Raw genomic sequence first — 5287 nt, 5'->3', positions numbered from 1 at the left:
TATTATTTTCTTTTTAGATCATTTTTTTATAAATTATTTTTTGTTATTTATTTCTAATATTTCTTAATTGTGTGTGTTTTTGTGTGTTCACATATAATATAAATATGTAGTAACCTTATATTTTTAAAATTTTTGGTATTTTATATTCCTTATATTTCTTTTTAGAAATTATATTATTTTTTATGAAAAAAATTTTTTTTACAGAGAAAATTTATTCTTACTAAGACAAATTATAGCTTTTTTTTTGTACTTTTCAAGTATTATATGAAAAAATATTTACACATGTAATAGTATATTAAAAATATCTTTGATTATAAAAGATTATAAAAGATTATAAAAGATTATATATTTTTTTTTTATAAAAAAACTCCCTAAGAATCAAATAGTTATTTTATTTTTTTTATTTTTTTGCTACTTGCTATCCCGAGTTTTGCTACTTGCTATCCCGAGTTTTGCTACTTGCTATCCCGAGTTTTGCTACTTGCTATCCCGAGCCGCTACTTGCTATCCCGAGTTTGTTTTGCTACTTGCTATCCCGAGCCGCTACTTGCTATCCCGAGTTTTGCTACTTGCTATCCCGAGTTTTGCTACTTGCTATCCCGAGCCGCTACTTGCTATTTTAATTTACTAAAATTATAAAATTTTCACAAATAAAAAATATACTTGACATGTATTATAAATGCGTATAAGATGATGTCTGTGTGTAAAAAAATAATTTCTTTTTAAGAAACTAAAAAGTTTTATGAATCAATTAAATTATAAATACAATTAATGTATAAATCTCTGCATACTAGAATTAGTAAATTAATTAATAAAAATAATGCTGGTCTTTCTTCTTTAGAGAAAAAAAATAAAAATTTATGTGGTACATCTAATTTTTTATCTAAACATAGAAATTTTTTTAATAAAAAAATGCCTGTTATTTCAAATAACAAAAGAGCTATACCTAATATAATGTTACGTAGTTCATTATTTGGAGTCATTAAAAAAGGTAATAGAAAATATGAAAAAAATGTCTTAAAAACTACTCTCAACGGTATTTTTATACGTTTTACAGGGGAAAGTTTAGATCAATCTGATTTAGATGTTTGGTTAGAATGTTTACATAGGTTAAAAAAAGTTCCTTTAGGTGAAGAAGTAAAATTTAAATCTCATAATTTTTTAAAAGCTATTAATAGAAAAACTGGTAAAAGTGATTATGAATGGTTAAAATCTTGTTTAGTTAGATTGTCTGTATGTGGTATAGAAATAAGAAATGAACATTTTTTCTATATGGGACATTTATTACATGAATGGTATAGAAATGAACAAACAAAAGATCATATAATTATTTTAAATAAAAAGATAATTTATTTTTTTACTGATGCAATGTGGACAGGAGTTTCTTTAAAAGAAAGAATGAAATTAAAAGGTAAATCATTATCACAATGGATACATTGTTTTTATTGTTCTCATAGTATTCCTTTATCTTATAAAGTACATACTTTACATAAACTTTGTGGGAGTAATATTAATACACTTTGGAAATTTAGACAAAATTTAAAAAAGTCACTTCAAGAAGTTTCTTTTGCAACTGGATGGAAATGTTCAATTGATATTAATGATTTTGTACATATTAAAAAATAAAAATATTTCATTTTTTTATTTTTTATGATAATTTGTTAGAAACATTTTAAAATTTTTTCTTATATAATTTATGGATAATTTCATTAAAAACATATATTTTGATTATTCTTTACCAAAGAATCTCTCATTGAATGTAGTAACTATAAATAATTATAAATATTTTTTAAAAAATATTTATAGTAATGTGCATCAATATAATGATACTACTATAAGTATAGCTTTTTTAGGACCTATGGGTACTTATTCTCATTTAGCAACATTAACTTATATTAAAAATTTTTTTTTTAAAAAAAAAATTTTTAATATAAGTTGTAATAGTTTTACCGAAATATTTTTTTATATGGAAAAAAATATTATTAACTTTGCTATAGTTCCTATAGAAAACAATTGTTCAGGAATAATAAATAAAGTTAACACTTTACTAAAAAATAGTTCTTTAAAGATTCATTATGAATTTGAAATTCCTATTAAACATTGTTTAATTACATATACTAAATATAATAATATTAATAACATTCATGAAATTTTTAGTCATGCTGAACCATTTAAACAATGTAGTTTATTTATAAACAAACATCCTTTATGGAAAAAACATTTTTGTAATAGTACTGCTGCTGCTATAAAAAAAATATCTATATTTAAATCACAAAATTTTGCTGCTATAGGGAATAAAAAAACAGCTGAACTTTATAAATTAAACATAATAAAAACCTATCCAATATCAAATAAAATAAATAATAAAACAAAATTTCTAGTGTTAAAAAAATAATTTTTTTATTTATAAAGATTATTTAATCTAAATATAATTTATGATAATTATCAAAATTTAATAAAATTTTTAATTTTATTAAATTTTGATAAAAAGCTTTTTACTAAAGCTTTTTACTAAAAATATATATTATTTTTTAAGTTTAATTTGACACACAACTGCGAAAGAAGAACTATTAATACCTTCAACTTCTTCTTTTGTTACAAAGTTATAATAATAATATAATGGTCTAGGCATATATGCTCTTATTGTCCAGCTTGAACTCCAAACTTCTGCAAAATCAGTAGTCAAAGGCCAACCATAATTACCAAAGATATCATCACTAGGGTGCTCTGCTAAAAGACTAGCAAGTTTAAATTTATCTGGAACTTCTCCATTTTTTATATTTTTACAATAAAATACAGCATTATCCCATGTCAATGCTGCCCAATCTTCATTTAAATGATGACGAACTACATCACCTCTAAATTCTTGCATTAATGCTGGTCTAAAAAATTTAAAACCATTAACATCTATAATATCTGTCATATGACCATACATATTTGCATGAATTGTATCAGGACTTGTAAGAACTGTATAAGTAAAAGAAAGTCTTTTTCTTATATAATTATCAGCAATAAAATCTATCTCAGTTTTTACACCAATCCCTTGAGGATCAGACATACGTATAGGTATTTGTCCAAAACTATTTGTATAAAATAAAAATTTTCTACCAATATATACTCTTTTTGTTCTTAAATTAAAAATATGTAATAATCCAGAATCTTTACGTATTCTTCCTTGACGATCTCTGATAGATACTGTTTCTATTCTTACAGCAGCATTACCTAATCTACTACCTTTTTTATCAAAAACAAGTATAGTCATTGATATAGGATCACCCACTCTAGCTATAAATTTATCAGCTACAATTTGTATATTATCTGCTGAAGGATTTATTATGCTGACAAAATCATGTAAATTTTTATTAACTTTTTTATTTATTTTTACCCCAAATTTAATATTTGCAGTAGTTTCACTTGTCATTTCTGCAGAATATGTCCCTTTAGGATTTTCTACTATTTTAGATATATGTACATTATGTTTATCTGGCATACCAGCATCAACTATAAACTCTATATTTTTCATATTAGAAATAATATTATTATTCATATCACGTGCTTCAAAAATAAGTTTTGCAGATTCTCTATGAACTAATATTTGTTTAGGAAAAATAGTAAATGTTGAAAAATTTTTATTTATATGAGGTTTTAAAACAGTAATATCTATGTATGACATAGATTTATTATCGTAAATATCAAAAACTGTTAGTTTTATTGTATAATGGTTCTTATCAAGATTTATAAAATTATATTTTGGTAATACAAGGATATAATTATAACCAACATCTTTTTTGACATAACCTCCATTTTTATTAAATTCTTCAAGATTACTAAAAACTATATTTTTAAAAAAATTTATTGTATCTATTTTTATAAATAATGAATTTTCAGTACCAGGATAATTAATAATTTTTTTTAATAATTTTAATTTTATTAAATGTTCTTTTCTATATTCTAAAACAATATTATTATTTCTATTTACAAAATCATATTTATTTTTATTTATAGAAGAAACAATTACATTATCCTTATTAGGATGAATTTGATCTTTCCAAGGAGTACTAAAATGAAATTCAAAACCTACACCAAAACTATTATTAGTATCTCCAGACAAAGTTAATGTTTTACCAGCTGAAAAAATTAATGCGGGTATTGGTCTATAAGATATTCCAACAGTAAAAATATATGGAAAAAATAATTTTTCATGTTCAAAATTAATATCTTTTTCCTTAAAACCTATATTACCATAATATCTTTCATAAGAAAATTTTAAAGTTATTTCAGGTATTTTAGGAAAAAATCCTTCTGCTTTTATATCCCATCCATTAGCAGGTCTTTCATAATATTCATTATAATTAAAAAATTTATTTATTTTGACAGGACTATCAATTTCATAAGAGAATGTTTTTCTTTGATTTAAATGATTCCATCCACTTAATCTAAAATAAGTATTTGCACTTAATTTAAAAAAATCTTTCCAATATTCAATACCAACGCTAGTTCTTGTATTTTCATGAAAAATATCATAATCTAAAAAATTATTTATACCTATCATATAATCTTTATTAAATTTACGAAATCCAATACCAATATTAAATTGATCTCTATTATCAGATTTATGAAGATTATTTTGAATAAAAAATAAATAATTATCTTTTTCAAAAAAAGATAAAAGTATTTTAATTTCAGAGTTATTTAAAGATAAATTTTCATCTAAATTTAGACTAATTAAACTTTTTCCTTTAAGATTAAATAATCCAAATATATCTTTTATTCTAGTATTTACTTGGTTATTCAATTCTTCATTAATTACAGTTAAAAAACTATCTTTTAAAAAATCAATAATTCTTTCTCTATTATTAAATCCATTTTTCAATAAATTCGTTGTTTGTAATATTAAGTTAAATAAATTTTTTTCATTATAATTTAAATCATCGGTAAGTTGAGGTTGTTCTTTATATTTTTGTAAAGAATTTTTATTCAATTTTTTTTCCATATCATTTAATCGAGAAATATTATCGTGAAAATTTTTTAAAGTATTTTCTTGGTAATTTTTAAGAAAATATTTTTTTATTTTCTTATGGTTTTCTTTTTTAAAATGATAATTTTTTTTCTGATTATTTATTTGATTATTTAATTGATTAGCTGTTGTGTTAAGACTACTTATCAAAGTAAAAATAAGAATAAATATTAATTTAAATGGATAATTAAAAATTAATATTTTTTTATTTTTAAAGCTTTTTATATATAAAATTAAAAATTTTTTAAAAATATAGAAAAGATTTTTCAT

At 21.5% G+C, this 5287-nt stretch carries 3 protein-coding genes; 2 read left to right on the top strand and 1 reads right to left on the bottom strand.

Features of this window, described 5'->3' with window-relative positions; genetic code table 11:
* The first annotated feature begins 771 nt into the window (after positions 1–771).
* Both trfA and GJT80_RS02465 read left to right on the top strand, forming a co-directional pair.
* Positions 772–1626, top strand: a complete 855-nt coding sequence (trfA, locus tag GJT80_RS02470; protein WP_168867823.1) for a plasmid replication initiator TrfA — start codon at positions 772–774, stop codon at positions 1624–1626.
* Positions 1627–1696: 70 nt separating this feature from the next.
* On the top strand, positions 1697–2395 hold the full coding sequence (locus tag GJT80_RS02465) for a prephenate dehydratase domain-containing protein (protein WP_168867822.1): 699 nt from the start codon (positions 1697–1699) through the stop codon (positions 2393–2395).
* A gap of 129 nt (positions 2396–2524) precedes the next feature.
* Here GJT80_RS02465 and GJT80_RS02460 read toward each other — a convergent pair whose 3' ends face one another.
* Positions 2525–5287 (bottom strand): inverse autotransporter beta domain-containing protein, encoded by a 2763-nt coding sequence (locus tag GJT80_RS02460; protein WP_168867824.1) that lies wholly within the window; start codon positions 5285–5287, stop codon positions 2525–2527.

It is taken from the genome of Enterobacteriaceae endosymbiont of Plateumaris braccata (genome assembly GCF_012563325.1).
GTDB lineage: Bacteria > Pseudomonadota > Gammaproteobacteria > Enterobacterales > Enterobacteriaceae.
This window is presented reverse-complemented; position numbering and strand designations above follow the sequence as displayed.